The sequence below is a fragment of the Natrinema pallidum DSM 3751 genome (genome assembly GCF_000337615.1).
Classification (GTDB): domain Archaea; phylum Halobacteriota; class Halobacteria; order Halobacteriales; family Natrialbaceae; genus Natrinema; species Natrinema pallidum.
Genome location: NZ_AOII01000110.1, coordinates 63,129 through 78,628, shown reverse-complemented (window position 1 = coordinate 78,628; position 15,500 = coordinate 63,129). Strand labels below are relative to the sequence as shown.

General features: G+C 58.9%; 12 protein-coding genes and 2 pseudogenes. 7 read left to right on the top strand and 7 right to left on the bottom strand.

Going from position 1 to position 15,500, the window contains the following annotated elements:
• Positions 1 to 128: 128 nt before the first annotated feature.
• Positions 129 to 680: pseudogene (locus tag C487_RS18515) on the bottom strand (IS6 family transposase).
• A gap of 103 nt (positions 681 to 783) precedes the next feature.
• Between C487_RS18515 and C487_RS18510 the strand changes: the two are divergent.
• A complete protein-coding gene (locus tag C487_RS18510) occupies positions 784 to 1,233 on the top strand; it encodes a MaoC family dehydratase (protein ID WP_006187381.1) in 450 nt (149 codons plus the stop codon).
• Between the two features lie 45 nt (positions 1,234 to 1,278).
• Here the strand turns inward: C487_RS18510 and C487_RS18505 are convergent, their stop codons facing one another.
• The 3 genes from C487_RS18505 to C487_RS18495 all read right to left on the bottom strand — a co-directional run bounded on the left by C487_RS18505 (position 1,279) and on the right by C487_RS18495 (position 5,743).
• On the bottom strand, positions 1,279 to 1,743 hold the full coding sequence (locus tag C487_RS18505) for a hypothetical protein (RefSeq protein WP_006187380.1): 465 nt from the start codon (positions 1,741 to 1,743) through the stop codon (positions 1,279 to 1,281).
• A complete protein-coding gene (locus C487_RS18500; RefSeq protein ID WP_006187379.1) occupies positions 1,740 to 2,582 on the bottom strand; it encodes a ParA family protein in 843 nt (280 codons plus the stop codon). Before C487_RS18500 ends, C487_RS18505 begins: the two co-directional genes overlap by 4 nt.
• A 1,742-nt stretch (positions 2,583 to 4,324) precedes the next feature.
• On the bottom strand, positions 4,325 to 5,743 hold the full coding sequence (locus C487_RS18495; protein WP_049908281.1) for an orc1/cdc6 family replication initiation protein: 1,419 nt from the start codon (positions 5,741 to 5,743) through the stop codon (positions 4,325 to 4,327).
• Positions 5,744 to 6,399: 656 nt separating this feature from the next.
• On the opposite strand from C487_RS18495, the pseudogene C487_RS19885 reads away from it, so the two are divergent.
• Positions 6,400 to 7,053, top strand: a pseudogene (locus C487_RS19885) (IS6 family transposase).
• A gap of 256 nt (positions 7,054 to 7,309) precedes the next feature.
• On the opposite strand, the gene C487_RS18490 reads toward C487_RS19885, so the two are convergent.
• Positions 7,310 to 8,089 (bottom strand): IclR family transcriptional regulator, encoded by a 780-nt coding sequence (locus C487_RS18490; RefSeq protein ID WP_006187377.1) that lies wholly within the window; start codon positions 8,087 to 8,089, stop codon positions 7,310 to 7,312.
• 310 nt (positions 8,090 to 8,399) lie between these two features.
• Positions 8,400 to 8,666 carry a hypothetical protein gene (locus C487_RS18485; protein WP_006187376.1) on the bottom strand — a complete coding sequence of 89 codons (267 nt, stop codon included), beginning with the start codon at positions 8,664 to 8,666 and terminating at the stop codon, positions 8,400 to 8,402.
• On the opposite strand from C487_RS18485, the gene C487_RS18480 reads away from it, so the two are divergent.
• From C487_RS18480 to C487_RS18465, 5 genes are all read left to right on the top strand, one after another.
• Positions 8,667 to 9,404, top strand: coding sequence for a helix-turn-helix domain-containing protein (locus tag C487_RS18480; protein ID WP_006187375.1), 738 nt, complete (start codon positions 8,667 to 8,669; stop codon positions 9,402 to 9,404).
• 69 nt (positions 9,405 to 9,473) lie between these two features.
• Complete coding sequence (locus C487_RS18475; protein WP_049908279.1) at positions 9,474 to 10,313, top strand: proline dehydrogenase family protein; 840 nt, start codon at positions 9,474 to 9,476, stop codon at positions 10,311 to 10,313.
• A 192-nt stretch (positions 10,314 to 10,505) separates the two neighbouring features.
• Positions 10,506 to 10,649: a hypothetical protein gene (locus C487_RS21155; RefSeq protein WP_006187373.1), complete on the top strand. Its 144-nt coding sequence runs from the start codon at positions 10,506 to 10,508 to the stop codon at positions 10,647 to 10,649.
• The gene (locus tag C487_RS18470; protein WP_006187372.1) at positions 10,639 to 12,327 is read left to right on the top strand and encodes a sodium/proline symporter; all 1,689 of its coding nucleotides are present in this window, start codon (positions 10,639 to 10,641) and stop codon (positions 12,325 to 12,327) included. Before C487_RS21155 ends, C487_RS18470 begins: the two co-directional genes overlap by 11 nt.
• Positions 12,328 to 12,840: a hypothetical protein gene (locus C487_RS18465; protein ID WP_006187371.1), complete on the top strand. Its 513-nt coding sequence runs from the start codon at positions 12,328 to 12,330 to the stop codon at positions 12,838 to 12,840. It begins immediately after the preceding gene.
• 963 nt (positions 12,841 to 13,803) lie between these two features.
• Here C487_RS18465 and C487_RS18460 read toward each other — a convergent pair.
• The gene (locus C487_RS18460) at positions 13,804 to 15,450 is read right to left on the bottom strand and encodes a thiamine pyrophosphate-binding protein (RefSeq protein WP_049908278.1); all 1,647 of its coding nucleotides are present in this window, start codon (positions 15,448 to 15,450) and stop codon (positions 13,804 to 13,806) included.
• Between the last annotated feature and the right edge of the window lie 50 nt (positions 15,451 to 15,500).

Here is a 15,500-nt window from a genome sequence, read left to right as displayed (position 1 = left end):
GTGGATTTCACTGTCCGCTTGCTCTGTTTGTTTGGTCACAACTCAGCAAGCGGACTTCTCAACTAACGGCTTTGTGAAGTACTGAGTATTCAGAGAAACTGATTCCATGCGAAGGCGAACGCTTGGAGTCAATTTTTGACGGCGTCTGTTTCGGCATGACTGAAGCAGTTTGAGAACGGGTTAGTTCGGCGTTGTAGTTCTCGAAAGACACGTTCGACACTGTTCCGATTACCGTATTTTTCGTCTCTGTAATCGAGACCGTGTCGATGGAATACCGCTTGCAGCCACGGTGCAGAATCGACGAGAAACATCTCGGTGATCGCTTGATTTCTCGTCGGTGAGAGTTTGACGTGCAGCAAGCGGTTTGGTGCGGGATCGACGGTGGCGTACAGCCAGAATCGGTCGTCTGTCAGTTGGATCATCGTCTCGTCAACCGCGACGTGATCCGGATTCGCGCCATCAAGCGGCTGTCAATCTGCCTTCTGCGCTCAGTTGTGAACGATCGATCGACAGCGTTCAACACCCAACTTCTCGAGAATAGAGATGGTATCCGAAAGTGATAGTCCAGCCAGATGGAGTCGGATACCGAGCTTCATCGCGGGCTCGGGTGTCGCCTCTCGCTCCAGAAAATCTAACTTGAAGCAGTCGCTACCACCATTGAAGCGGGCGGTTTCGTGCATAAACTACTCACAAATCGGTCCGCCTCACTCCGCATCCTTATCTGAACACCGCCGTCCCGTCGGTCCGCTATGCTTTTGGCTCCCTTCTGCGTCCTCGCTACCGATGCGCTACTTCGAGGACATCGAGGTCGGATCGACCGAGGAGTTCGGCGAGTACCACGTCACCAAAGCGGAGATCACCGAGTTCGCAGAGCAGTACGATCCGCAGCCGTTCCACACTGACGAGGATGCCGCGAGCGAATCGGCGTTCGGCGAGCTAGTCGCGTCGGGTTGGCATACCGCTGCGATATCCATGCGACTGCTCGTGGACAACTACTTGGAGGAGCAAGCGGGTATGGGCGGTCGCAGCGCGGACGAGCTACGCTGGGAACGGCCGGTCACACCGGGCGAAACGCTCTCGCTCCGACTCGAGGTCGTGGACAAACACTGCTCCGAGCGTGATCCACAGCGGGGATACGTGGACAACTACGTAGAAGTAGTGAATCAGGACGACGAAGTCGTGCTCTCGTATACCGTGACAGGGATGATCGAACGACGAAAAAACGGCGAGTAGGCCCGCGGTCGCGCTCTCGGCGCGAAAACGGCGACGCTGCTTCAGTTAGGCGTCCGATTCGAAGCCCCACTCCCGGAGTCGGTCGACGACGTCGTCGACGTTGTGCATCGCCGCTTCGTAGGCCGCTTCCCGAACGTCGGTCTTCGACACGTCGGTGCCGAGCTCGTCGCTGACCGCATCGACGAACTCGTCTTCCGCCTCGACGACGTACTCGCGGAGATAAAACTGAACCATCCCCCGGTCCTGCTTGACGGTATCCCGGACGTAGACCCAGGGAACACCGTCGTCGTCAGCGCCGGTTTGGGGCGGCTCGCGGATCACTGCCCCGCTCGAATCGGCGTCGCTGACGACCGCCTGCTCACCGTCGTCCGTGTCCACGCCGCGAGCCGTCTCGGACTCGGTACCAGCGCGGTCCGGTTCGGAGTCGGCGTCGTCATCGACGGTCGACGCTGCATCCGTGCCATCGTCCTGTGTGTCCGCAAACGGATCGCTCCCGGACCCTTTCTTCATCGGTCGCTCACCTCCTCGATCTCCGTCGCCAGCCGCTCGATCTTTTCGAGCGTCGCCATCTCGTGCTCCCGCTGGCGGTCGCGGTGCGCCTCGACGTAGCGTCGCGGCGGGCACTGTTGATCCCAACAGCCCTCGAAAAGCGACGATCGCTCGCGGATCGCGACCGGTGCGGGATAACCGCGGTCGCGAATCTCCGTGAGGTACCGCTCCTGGTCGGACGTTCGACCGACACCGTTCGGGACGGCGGAGAGAACGCCGATTTCGGCCTCGAGACGATCCTCGAGACCGTCGACGAGTTCCTCCAGACCGAGAACGCTTTGCATTCCCTTCCCGGTCGGCTCGACGGGGATCACCAAGCTTCGCGTAGCCGAGACAGCATTGTAGAGGTGGGGCCCGGCAGTCGCCGGCGGATCGACGACGATCACGTCGTACTCATCGGGGATACCGGACTCCAAGAGAACCCGCCGGAGTCGATCGTACGGATCGAACTCGTCGCCCTCGCCCAGGTCGTCTGCCATCCGCTGGGCCCTGTTCAAGAGATCCTCGAGGTTCTCGAGCATGTTGTGACTCGGGATGAGATCGAAGCCGTACTCCGTTTGGTAGATCAGATCTTGAACGGAGCCCTTCGGTCGATCGATCAGGTGGCGAACGATGTTATCCGCTTGACTGTCCCCTCGGGGCGCATCGACATCGAGGAGATAGGTGAGCGAGCCGTTTTGCTGGTCCATGTCGATCGCGAGAACGTCGAGTCCGTGGGATGCATGCGCCTCGAGTAGCGCCGCCCCGATCGTCGATTTCCCGACGCCGCCGGCCTCCGAGTAGGTCGTATACGTGAGCATGTGAAGTAGTTAGCCTTCTTGAATATAATGGTTCGGTATACGCTCCGAATAGCATAACCGATTAGCCTAACCGAGCGGTGTTCTCGCGAGGTGTTCAGAGACGGGTGAACAGGTATTCCGCAGAGCGACCGCAATCAAGAACTGGCCTGAGCCGGCCCCTACGTGCTCTCTCTCTCTCTGAGACGGCATAGCGTTCGAGTTAGTCGAGGTTGACCCGATACCGACGGACCGTCGGTCGCGCTGGAAGTCGGCATGAAACGCCGGCAACGCCGCAAACGTGTCCCGACAAGTCCACAGCCGTTGAGAACGTGCCGTGGACGAGTACTTCCGATCGTGACCGACGTATCTTCTACTAGAACGTACAGAAAAAGCCTAACCGGTTTGTCTAACTAAACAGTCATACTGATTAGACTGATAGACATTAGCCGTAGAATAGTCAATCGGAGCTCCCGCTGGGATGCCAGTTACTGCTGACTCGAGGGAGAAGGAGCCTAACCGATTAGCCAAATCAGTTAGACTAACTAACCAGAAACTAAGGAGAGGCATTCTTACTAACCTAACCAACTAGCCTACTGATCATTGATCAGTTATTCTGGTGAAGGTGGAACAGCGTTTCGGGGGTACCGCATCCCGCAAGGTAATCGAACGGTTCCCAACGAGGGTGTCGATATGCCGACGGCAAGCTCGACTCACATAGTGTTCACGGAGTCCTCCGACAGAACGGCTAACGGTTTCCCTCAAGAACAGGATCTGTCATATGGATCGCCGATTAGAATAGGCTAACTAATTAGATGAACTCGTTAGACTAACCAAACTGGAACGGAGTACGAAGAAGTCGCTATCCGTCAGAGCAACGTTTCTGAATGGAGTTACCAGACAGCCCAATGAGATAGACTACAAAGTTAGGCTAGCTCGTGTGGTATAATGCTTGAATGAATCGGCGAGACTGCCCACAGACATGTACAGTGAGAGGTATGCGACGGGTTTGAAAGAACAGTAGGCGTTCTGGGGATGCAAAGCCGTCACGGGCTGCGGCTGACGAAACCGCTGTCAAAATCAGCGGGAATGGTCGGGGTGGATGCGACAATAGAGGTCAAGACGAAGTTCGTTCTCGACATCGCACTGTTTGGTCGGTACGGCACCGATCCAGCGGTTGCGTCTCTGGAGCAACACGGAGAACTACGATCTTTCAGAGGCTACGTTTCTCGTCGGTTAATTCGGCTATCGGACTGTCCACACCGAGTCGGAATTGACAGGCAGCAAGGATACCGAGCGAGTCCTGATCGGAACGTCGTTTCATGACTACAGATGTGGATCGGCCGCTTCGATAACTCGTGGGTCGGCAGTCGATCGGGCGTCCACGAATGGCTTGAACAGTTAAACACGACAACAACAGTCAGTGACCGCACCGAGCCCTCGGTGGAAAGATAGCGATTGAGGGGTATAGAGCTAGACAGACTAAATAGGCCAAAGAGTTAGACTAACCAGTTAGACCATGTAGAAGGGCAACTGAAAGCAGAACACTTCGATAGAGGTGTGTCCGAATTCTCAATAATTGAAAATCTATAGATAGCCGGAACGTTCGCTGATAGCCAATATATTGGACAACAGTTCTCGATTCGTATTGAACTTCGTGGGTGGTTATTTGCCAGCGGTCACGGGCTCAAAATCCAGATTACACATCGATAGAGGTGTGTGCCATGGAAAGATACACATCGATAGAGGTGCCCCAGCCCGGAGACTCACGTCTCGTTTCGAACCTGTGCTTTGACGACGCTCGAGACTTCGTCCGGAGACACCATATCGATCCGCGAGTCTTCACGAAGGGTTTCGAGGATCGTCTCGGGACGTTCGCCGAACTGGAACTCGAGGAACATCCCGGAACTCGGACCGTGGCTCCGACGCTCGAAGTCGACAAGCGAGTAGGTCGTCATCTCCTTCATTTTATTCACATACGTTTCCTGATGGTACTGGTCCGCTTCGATCGCATCCGTCAGGAACTGGTACACCCTGTATCCGGTCGTACTACGAGCGGATTCGTCGTCCGTCTCCGAAGCAACGGCCGCGGTCGCATAGAGACAGAGTTTCTTCTGCGTGCTAATTCCACGGACGACCTCGAGGACCCGATTCTTCTCGACCTTGTCCTGGGCCTCGCGAACGTGTTCTTCGCGAACGCTCTCATCGCCTTCGCGTTCCGCGAGTTCACCGGCGACGCGCATGAGATCGATCGCCTTCCGGGCATCGCCGTGGGTCTGTGCCGCAAAGGCCGCCGCCAACGGGATGACGTCCTCATCGAGAACGCCCTCGTAGAAGGCATCCTGCCGTCGGCGGAGGATCGACTGCAGTTGGTTCGCGTCGTAGTCGTCGAAGTGCACATCTTCGGGTGTAAACGAACTCAGGGCTCGGCTACCGACCGACTCCATCATCTTCGTATCGTTAGAGATTGCAACGACGGAGATATGTGCGGTGAGATCGTTGTTCGCGCCGGCTCGGGAGAGTTGATAGAGTAGCCGGGAAAACGCGGGGTCTTGTTTGTCCCGTCGACCGACGAGCATGTCGAGTTCGTCGAGGACGAACACCGCTGAATCGAAGTTCTCGTTGACGATACGATAGAGTTCGTCCCACTTCTCTTTCGTCGCGACGCCGTGTTTCGGAACTTCGACCGCAACGTCGGCTTCGTCCGCAGCACGACTCGAGAGTTCGTACACTGCAACGCCAAGTGTATCTAGATCCTGACAATTCACCTCGATCGTTCCAAATCGAATGTCCCGTGTCTCACAGATTTTGCTGATGTTCTTACAGACGGCTTTCGTAATGAGCGACTTGCCGGTGCCTGATGGACCGTAAAGAAAAAGGTTCGGGGGACGGTTATCGCCGAGAGCGACACGAAGCATCTTGGTGACTTCCTGAAGTTGCTTGTCGCGACCGACGATTCGATCCTCTTCGACGATATGGTTCGGATCGAGGAGCGACCGATCGCGAATGAGTCCTTCCTGTTGATCGAACTCCAGCAGCATGTCCTCAATGGACTGTGATTCGTCCACCGTCGACGACTTATTCGAGGAGGTAGCCTGCTCGGATGCATCGAACTCGGACGATTGCTCCGTAGTGTCATCCCTCGACGTCCCCGCTCCGTCTCGAGGGTCCTCGAAATCATCCATACGATGGCCCAGACGAGGTAGTACCAAAAGTGTTCCCACCTCTATCGATGTGTATACCCTCGAGTACACGGTTGCAATACCGATATTGTACGGAAAGACAGCGGTAGGGTGGCAGTAGAGGGTAACAAACGACGAAGTGTTTCGAAAACGAGGTGGATCGAATCGAGTTGATTCGACGATAGCAAATCGCGGACACAGACACCCCTCTATCGATGTGTTTTCGACTTCGAAAGGAGGGGGTACCCAATGAGCGTGACCGAGACTCAACGATTGATAGAACGGCGTTCTTCGGGTTTTATGCAAAGAGAAACCTGAACGGTACGTTCTACTGGTTCCTATCTAGTTATACTACTAGACTAGACCTAGACTAGGGACCCCCACACCCCTCTATCGATGTGTTCGATGTGTTTCGGCTTGTTCGTACTCCGTTACATCCCTCTCGACTGTTCTTGCTGCTTTCCTCGAGAACAATTCTTTCGATAAATACGGTTTTCGGCCGGCTAATCGCTAAATTAGCGGCAAAGAAGAAGTCTTTCCGTTTCGCCGTTCCCGTTTTCTCCTGGTAACCTCATCGGAAAACACATCGATAGAGGGGTGTCTGTCGGCGGTGTTCAGATTAGGATTGAACAATGAGACGGAGCGTTTTCTGAGTGTCCGTGTCGGAAAACGCTAGCCTCAACGGTTGCACCGACCGAATCGAGGTAGATTTGTGGAGCGAGAGGCAACATTGTGACTGTTGATGAAGCTTGGTATTCTGCTCCACCTTGTACTATTATCATCTTCAAATACAGTTCCAATAATTGTTGTCTTCGGCATTGAATGGGCACGGTCGACTGTTCACAACTGGGTTCACAAAGCCAATCTACATCTACAGTCGGGGGGATGGACGAAGTCCAAATCACGTAATGGGTGACGAGACAGTGGTCCAACTCGGTGATGAGCGATAGTGGCTGTACGCCCAGTCGATCCTGAGACAAACGATTTGCTCCATACAAAGCTTGGACCAGTGAGAACAAACGTCTTCGCTCACACGTTCTTCGCTGAACTACGTCGCTGAACTACGTGAGAAACACGATGTCGGTGACACCGTTTTTCTTGTCGATGGAGCAATACTACTTCAAAATGCTTGTTCTCGACACGGCCTCGATTTTAGAGACGAATGCCACGGAAATCAGAACAGTGTCGAACGTGTCTTTCGAGAGGTAGAACGACGAAGTATATTATTCTCGAACTGTTTTAGTAATGCCAAAGCAGAAACTGCCGATGAGTGGTTGAGAGCAGTCGCCTTTGCATGGAATCGGCTTATCTGAACACTATTGTGAAGTGCTTCTCAGCGGACACTGTCTCGTTGAGCCAGTTTGAGACGTGAGCATCTCGCTGAATTAGGAGTTGAAGAGTCTTACGGTGCAGTCTGGAACGGTGTACGTCGGCTAGCTGACAGTGGACAGCCACGGCCGCTTGCTGTTGAGACTGTAGCGATTTCCTTACCAGCGGCCGTCGTTCCGAGAACCCCATCGACGCGGTTGCGCTCACGTCTCGAGTTGGTTTACAAGCATATGGCAGTAATTAGAGGGCGAGTTCCGACTCGAGCGAATCGATCTCGTCCAGAAGTAGCTGTGCGATTTCCCGGGTCGATGATTCGTCGACGGCCAGACGATACGCCGGTCCACCGACGGAGAACGCACCGATGACGGTATCATCGGGCCCTGTTACCGCTGCGCCGATGGACCGATAGCCGTCGATCAGTTCCTCGTCGTTCGTCGCGTATCCCTGTCGTCGAATCGTCTCGAGTTCGTCGAACAGCGTTGCCTCGTCGGTTATGGTATGGGCGGTTGTCGCCGGGAGCCCCCAGCGATCGAGTATCTCCCGGACGCGTCCGTCGGACAGGAGCGCAAGCATGGCTTTTCCCGAGGCGCAGTTGTGCATGTGAAAGCGGTTGCCCGCACGGAACGGACTCGATTCCGAGAGCCCACGGGCCGTTGATTCGCCAATCGCGTACTCGAGTGTGTACGCGCGGCCGTTCTCCTCGACGATGAAATCGGCTTCGTTGCCCGTCTTCTCGGCGAGGCTGTAGACCCGCTGGCGGGCCGTCGAGTACAGCGGATTCCGGTTGCGTGCGTGTTCGCTGAACGGGAGGAACTGAAGTCCGATGTGATAGGTGTCGCCATCTCGAACGAGAAAGCCCTCGTCGACCAGCGTGTGCAGGTGGTTGTGTACGGTACTCTTGGCCAGATCGAGGCGCTCGGCCAGCTCGCTCAATGTCGCTCCGTCGCTGTCACGAACCGCCCGAACGAGTGCGAGTGACGTTTTGGTCGTCTTGACCGGGCGAGGGCCGTCGTCCGTCATGGTTCGAACCGTGGCACCACCGGCGTATAAGCGTTCGGAATGTGTGAACGCCTCTGGGAACGAAATCCGGTGCCTCTCACAGATATCATAATTTTCACGGCGTCTGTGGTGAACAATGCATATCTAATTCAATATATGACGCAAAAATGCATGCTGTACTACATTACAAAGTGACACGTCGATATCGGCTGCTCAACCGGCCAGCCGATCGTATAGCGTTCGGAATACGTGAACAGCAGGGGGCACACCAGTTGCGCCGATCGGATACGGAGTCACACGTGTGAACGAGTCACTCATCGAAGCGGGTCGTTCACGCATTCAGAACGCGGTCGTAATCGCCGTCGGCGTTGCTCTCGCGGCCGTCCGGTACCTCCCCGATGTCCAGTTCGCCGCGGTCGACGCGGCCGTTCGTCCCCTGGTTTCGTGCGAGTTCGTTGTACCTGAGGATGTTCCCCTCGTGTCGCCTCGACCGTTTCGGCGACGAACCGGATGTACACCACGGCGTCCGTTCGGAGGCGGTGGCGGTCTTCAGTATGCTTATGCTCCCCACGGGAGAACGATTGTGCAGAGCCCACATATGAGTAGCACGAGTTCGACGACGACCACGACAGGTGCGGCAGAGGGCACACGACTCACCCTCGAGATCTGGCACCCCGACTGCTGGGGTCTGCAGGCGACCGAGGCGGTCGACGCTGGACTTCTCGTTCACACTGTTCACCGAACGCGCGATGAGACGGTCGAAGGGCACTTTACCGTCTACGCCGACACGACGGCCCGACTCGACGAGTTCGTCGCGTTCGTGGACGACTCGCCGCTGACGTACTCGACGGTCGAACTCGGACAGCGAACGACCGGTACGGCACCGAACCCTGGGAACGTGACCCGTGAACTGTTCGTCGAATACGATCCCGAACACAGTATCAGCGACACGCTCGTCTCGCACGGATTCATTCACGACGCGTCGGTACGCGTCGAAGGTGGGGCCGAACACTGGCCGGTGTTCGTCGCCGACGGCCGCGCCGAAGTCCGGGACCGACTCGACACCATTCGCGCCGAAACCGATGCCGAAATTTCGATCAGCAGGGTCACTCCGGCTGGCGCGGACTCCACCGAGCGGTTCGATCGGACCGACCGTCTCACGCCGCGACAGCGCGACGCGTTCGAACTCGCCTGCGAACGGAACTACTACGCGTGGCCTCGCGAGACCAGCACGCACGAACTCGCGGCGGAACTCGACGTCTCGAAGACGACGCTGCTCGAGCACCTCCGGACCGCCGAAGCGAAATTGCTCAATCCGGACGAGTCTCCGGATTAATTCACAAAATATGCGGCGAATCTTGTGGTCGGGTATCAACTTAGGTGAGTCCCGTCCGAGCAGTTCGGTATGATCCCCCCGATCGCTAGCCAATTCGTTGCCGGGACATCCGCGTCCGGTGCGCTGACTCACGTTTCGGAGTGTAACGATGCGGGTATGGGCGGTATCTTGAACCTTCTCGGCGAACACTACCACGAGCCGGGACCCGCAGCCGAGGATACCGAGGAATACTGCCATCTCGCCTCCCAATTGGCGGTTCGAGACCTGAACGGGTGTCTCTCGGTCAAGCCGTCTCAGATCGGAATCGACGTCGGTCCCGACGTTTTCACGAGCAATTTCGAGCAAATCGTCGAGGCCGCAGCGGCCAACGACGTGTTCGTCTGGTGTGACATGGAAGATCACACGACGACCGACACGACCCTGGATGCCGTCGAAGCAACGGCACGCGACCATCCTAACGGCGTCGGCGTCGCCATTCAGGCGAACCTCACGCGGACGCGCGATGATCTCGCCCGACTCGCCGACGTCCCCGCCGCAGTTCGATTGGTGAAGGGTGCGTACGACGAACCGTCGTCGGTCGCTCTCGATTCGAAGTCGGCCGTCGACGACGCGTACGAAGCGCACCTCGAGTTCCTGTTTCGTGAGTTCGAGCAGGGCATCGCGGTCGGGAGTCACGATCCGGCGATGCTCAGGACTGCGATCGACCTCCAGCAAGAGTACGGTACGCCGTTCGAGATTCAGATGCTGATGGGTGTTCGAGAGGACGCTCAGCGCGAACTCGCGGCGAAGGGCTACGAGGTCAATCAGTACGCTCCCTACGGCGACAAGTGGATGCAGTACTTCTACCGACGAGTCCGCGAACGAAAGGAGAACGCGTTGTTCGCGGCTCGTGCCGTCCTCGGCGTGTGAGCGAGCGACCGACAAGCGACGCTGTCCCCTGACTGGAGTCCCGTACTCGTTTTCCGCCCACAACGATCCCCGTAGTTCCGCCGTCGACGTGATAATTGCTGTCCGTTCTCGATTCCATCGTCGCATCGGTCGACGATCGACTGGATGACGAACTCCGGTATATTTATGCATGGGTAGTGAACACATGGCTCCATGGTTGAGAGTAACATTAACTTGGTCTGGTTATTCGGGCCGTTTGCCGTGTATCTCGTGATGCTCGGCGTCTACTACGTGTGGGAAGGGAAACGCGAGGAAAAGATACGCGACCGTTACCAGGAGGCAGAGCATGGCCAGTGAGGGACTCGCCGGATCGGCCGGGATCTGGGTTCTCGGGACCTTCGCGATCTATCTCCTCGTGCTTCTGGGCATCGGGCTGTACTCCTCCCGTCTCATGGATTCCGTCGACGACTACGTCATCGGCGGGCGCAGCATCGGCCCGGTCGTCACGGGCTTTTCCGAACGCGCCTCCGAGATGAGCGGGTGGCTCACGCTCGGCGTTCCGAGCGACGCGTTCGGAACCGGTGTGATGGCCTTCTACAACGGGCTCGGGATGATCCCCGCCGACCTGTTCGCGTGGGCCGGGATCGCAAAGCGCCTCCGGAAATACACGGAGATCGTGAAAGCGGTCACGCTGCCGACCTTCTTCGAGACGCGTCTGCAGGACGAGACCGGGTACGTCAAAGGCGTCTCCGCGATCGTCCTGATGATCTTCGAGGGTGGATACGTGGGCGCACAGATCGTCGCCGCCGGGACGCTACTGGAGGTGCTCACCGGCGTTTCGTCGCTGGTCGGCATCCTCGTCGGCGGTGTCATCGTCGTCGGATACACCATGCTCGGGGGCTACTTCGCCGTCGCGTGGTCCGACTACGTCCAGGGGGCGATCATCCTGGTCGCGTTCATCATCCTGCCGATCATCGCGTTTACGAACTACGGGCTCCCGTTCGGCGAACTCGCGTCCGTCGGGAGTTCGTACACGAGCGTCACGGCCGGGATGACCGGCTGGGCCGCCGTTTTCGGAATCATCAGCTACGCCGCGATCGGACTCGGTATCCCCGGGAATCCGCACGTGATGGTCCGGTTTATGGGAATCGACGAGGTCGAGAACATTCGTCTCGCGGCGCTCGTCGCGCAGCTGTTCATGTTCGTCGCCTACATCGGTGCCGGCTTCGTCGGGCTGTACGCGCTGGTCGTCTTCGGTCAGGGCGGCATCGAAGATCCGAACAACGTCATGCCGTTGCTCACGCTCGAGTTCTTCCCCGGCGCGATCGCGGGGATCATTCTGGCGGCCGCGCTCGCCGCGATGATGTCCAGTGCCGACTCACAGCTGCTCGTCGCGACGAGTGCCATCGTCGAGGACGTCTATCACGGCTACGTCAACCCGAACGCGAGCCAGGAGACGCTCGTTCGCTACTCCCAGTACGTCACGCTCGGGCTCGGCGCGGCGAGCGTCGCGTTCGCCTACCTCGCACAGAACACGCCGATCTACACCCTCGTCCTCGACTACGCGTGGGGCGGCCTCGGCGCGGCTATCGGGCCGACGCTCATCGCGTCGCTGTGGTGGAAACGGGTCACTGCGACGGGCTCCGTGGCGAGTATGATCGTCGGGACCCTGACCATGGTCCTGTGGATTCAGCTGTCGACCCTTCTCGAGGTCTTCGGACTCATGGGGGCAGTCGAGGGATCGGCGTTCCTCACTGGGCTGGTCGGCGTCTACGGGCTCTTCCCCGCGTTTATCCTCTCGACGGCGACGCTCATCGTCGTCTCGCTGTTGACGCCGCCGCCGGAGGGCGTCGACGATCACTTCGAGTCGTTCAATAAGCCGCTCGCGGCCGTCTCGAGCGGCGACGATCCGACCGGTACGCCCGACTACGTGACCGACGGCGGTCGCGATGTCGAACCGAAAGCCGTCACGGAAACGGACAACATTCGCGCACACGTGACGGCCAGCGACTACTGGGACACGGGTGACGAATAAATGAGCGAGACGCGTCGACGACCGCCCGAATCCGCCGCGATCACCGAGGGGTCCCGTCAGCGGACGACACTGACCGTTATCGAACCGGCGGTGGCACGCGAGGATGTCGACTCGACCGGTCGCGTCGGCGCGATCGCGTACCCGTACCGTCTCTACGATGCCGTTGCGACGATCGAGCGACCGATAATCGCGGACCGCGATCTGGAATACGTGGTCAGCGTCGACCGCTCCCGCCGGCTCGCCGTCCGTGCCGATGTGATGCCGGAAACCGCCACGAGAACGATCGACGACGTACTCGTCGTTCCGTCCGAACTCTCCGACGCACAAGCTCGCGAGAAGGCCGAAGACGCGGTGTTTTCCTGGACGCTCCGGACCGTCGCCGTCGGCTCCGCGCCGGACTTGCGCTTCGAACAGTCGATCGACGCCTACAAACTGTTCTGGATCGCGTCCCGGCCCGACGGAGACGTCATCGTCGACAGCGTCCGCGGTAGCGAGTCGCCGCTGGTCGAGTGAGGCGACTCGAGCCCCGGCCCGCGGGCCGTCGTTTCTTCCCTTTTGCCACCCTGCTCGAGCCGTCCGAGCCCAAACACACAGGCCGCTCCAGCCACGGCATATCCCCGGCTGCGACCGCAACGCTTCTCGTGTGGCATCCGTCGGTCCGTTGTCCTCTCGCGACGTGTCGCGGTGAGCCTCGTCGGTGCCCTCGGCGATTCGGTGATCGCTGGCTCGCCTAGATCAGCGGTCCGTATAGCCCTGCAGCCGTGTCGAGGTCGTTTTGACTCGACGTTTCGAACACTACGTGTTTTGGTAGGTCTGTCTATTTCTATCTCACAATACTCGTTCTGTTTTGGTCCGCTATCCACGTATCTCGTGTCAAACCGGCCGGCATGCTGATGGCGTGCTGTCATCGGCTGCGGTGGTGCATCGATCAGGAACGCGGTAGCCACGACGTTGCGCGTCTCGAGCAGTCGGTGAGAGACACCGTGCGTGCGTGCTGTCTCTTTCGGAAAGATGCCCGAAGAGCCGGTGAGTCGTCCGCCTCGAGACTGCCGCGGTCTGTAGCCGACCCCGCTACTCGTCGGTTCGACTCACGGTGTCATCGCACACTGCGGTCGGACTGCCGCCCTTGGGTGACTGTCGCGTCTCCCTTTGCAGCAGATCGTGTTCTGTCAGCCGCGCCCGTTCGCTGCCGGAACTCTATCCTATAGAAACAGTGTTCGAAACCGATATATCTCGTAGCTGAACCCGAATCTCCGCTTGCCCTCCGGCTGCTATTCCGACTGGTGCCAGTTCGACGTGTCTACTCGTATTCGTTTCCATGAGGTCGAGGGTCGACCTGGTAGCGGGACCGCCCCCTCCCGACCCGCCGTCCTAACCGCTCGAGACGGACTGGCCAGGGATGGGGCGGTGTTGAAATCGACCGGGAGCGCTACGCCGGGCGTTGACGACGCCCTCTTCGGGTCCCCTGTCGGGCCCTCACTCCGTACTCATCCAGTCGCTCGCCTGTGGCTCCGATGGATCGGTGGGAATCTGAACGAGAACCGGTTCGTCCGCCGCGGTTGCGGACGCGACCGTCGACCGTATTTCGGACGGGTCTTCGGCGTACTCACTCCGCATTCCCATACTCTCAGCGAGCGATATGAACGAAATCGGCGCGTCGCTCCAGTTGTACTCGCCGTCGGAGAGATCGTAGTCTCGCCCTGCCTGATCGCTGATAATCGCGTAATCCTCGTTCGTAAACACGACGACCGTAATCGGAACGTTCTCCGCGACGGCCGTGTGGAGTTCGTGGATGCACATCATGAGCCCGCCGTCGCCGGTGAGCACGACGACATCGTCGTCGGGATTGGCGAGCTGTGCACCGATCCCCGCCGGTAGCCCGGTTCCCATCGTCGCCCACGACCCCGGGTTGACGTACGACCGTGGCCCGGTGGCCTCGAAGACGTTGAGCGCCCAGACGCGAAACCCACCGGCGTCGACGGAGACGACTGCGTCCCGTGGAACGGCTTCGCGGACGCTTTCGAGTGCGCTCACCGATGTCAGCGGTGGCGACGAGTCCCGGAGTGCGTCGAGACGGTCGCTCGTCGCTTCCCGGACCGCCGTCGCTCGCTCCGTCCCGTCGCGGGCGCGAACTTCCCGATTCGCGAGCGTCGCCTCGAGTTCCGACAGCGCCATCCCGGCATCGGCGATGATGCCGACCGTGGGATCGTAGCCGTTCCCGAGATCGTCGGCGTCGAGCGTCACGTGGACGAGATCATCCGGCAGTTCGACGCTCCAGGTCCGAGTCGCGACCGCATCGAAGTCCGTTCCGACCGCCAGTGCGGCGTCGGCAGTGGCGAGACAGTCGAGGAGTTCGGGGGATGCACTGCCCGAAAGCGTTCCGGCTACGTACTCGTCGGGATCGTCGGGCAGAACGCCTTTGCCCTTGTACGTCGTCACGATGGGTGCCTCGAGTCGGTCGGCCAGCCGTCGAAGCGAGTCGCTCGCGTTCGCGGCGCGGACGCCACCGCCGGCGACGATGACCGGCTTCGTCGCCTCGGCCAGCAGCGTCGCAGCCGCCTCGATGTCCGAATCGGCGACGCCCTCGACGTACGCTCGGTTGTACTCGCCGGGTGTCGCCAGGGGAACGTCCATCGTCAAGAAGTTTTTCGGGATTCCGATCCGGACCGGCCCCTTGGGCGGCGTCTCGGCGATCGCGATGGCTTCCTCGACGACCGCGGCCGTGCTTTCCGGTCGTTCGACGAGCAGGTTTTCCTTGACCACGGTATCGTAGGTCTCCGGTGGGGTCTCGTGGATTCCGCTGCCCCCGCGAACTTCGGGTTCGGTCTCGACGGCGATGTGGATGAGCGGCGTACAATCGTTGAGTGCGTTTTTCAGCCCGTTCATCGCGTTCATGTCGCCTGGCCCGGGGACGACAGCCGTCGCCGCCGGCGTGCCGCTCGTTTCCGCGTATCCCCATGCTTGGTGGGACACTGCGGTTTCGTGGCGTGCGACTACGAACCGGATGTCGTCACGTGCACCGATCGCCTCGTTCAACGGGAGCGTCTGTTTGCCCGGAATACCGAACATCGTGTCGATCCCATTGCTTGTCAATCGTTCTATCACTGCCCGGTTGACATCCATACTCCGTCATCGTAAACCAGATACTTATGATCTCCCATTCCGACTCTGTG